At 48.2% G+C, this 709-nt stretch carries 1 protein-coding gene; it reads left to right on the top strand.

The features are described from left to right. Positions 1–662, top strand: a 662-nt coding sequence (locus KIV40_RS29365) for a protein-glutamate O-methyltransferase (RefSeq protein WP_285352765.1), incomplete at its 5' end; no start/stop codon positions are given. Between the last annotated feature and the right edge of the window lie 47 nt (positions 663–709).

Raw genomic sequence — 709 nt, forward strand, 5'->3', positions numbered from 1 at the left:
ATGTAGTAACGGGCAGAAATCGCGAGTTGCGAGTGGCGGCAGTAGATGCCATGACGACGAACGAGACACTTTGGTTCCGAGATACTTACCCGTTTGCTGTATTGGCGGATAAACTACTTCCGGAAATAGCGGCAAATAAACGTCCTATTAAGATTTGGTCAGCGGCAAGCTCTTCTGGTCAAGAACCGTACTCTATGGCGATGACGGTACTTGAAACTCAGGCGCGTAAACCAGGTATGCTGCCAAACGTATCGATCACCGCGACTGACATCTCAGCGAGCATGCTCGATATGTGTCGCGCTGGTGTCTACGACAACCTTGCACTGGGACGTGGTCTATCGCCTGAGCGTCGCCGTACCTTCTTTGAAGATGCGGGTGATGGTCGTATGATGGGAAAAGACAATGTTAAGCGTATGGTGAATTTCCGTCCGCAGAACTTGATGGACAGCTACGCTCTGTTGGGTAAGTTCGACATTATCTTCTGTCGTAACGTTCTGATCTACTTCTCTCCAGATATGAAGTCTAAGGTATTGAACCAAATGGCAAACAGCTTAAACCCGGGCGGTTACCTACTATTAGGTGCCTCGGAATCTCTGACTGGTCTGACGGACCGTTTTGAGATGGTACGCTGTAATCCAGGCATCATCTACAAATTGAAGTAGTCATCGCTGCAACAAACCGACATTAAAATAAATGATAACCCCAGCCA

This window comes from Vibrio sp. D173a, from assembly GCF_030248475.1.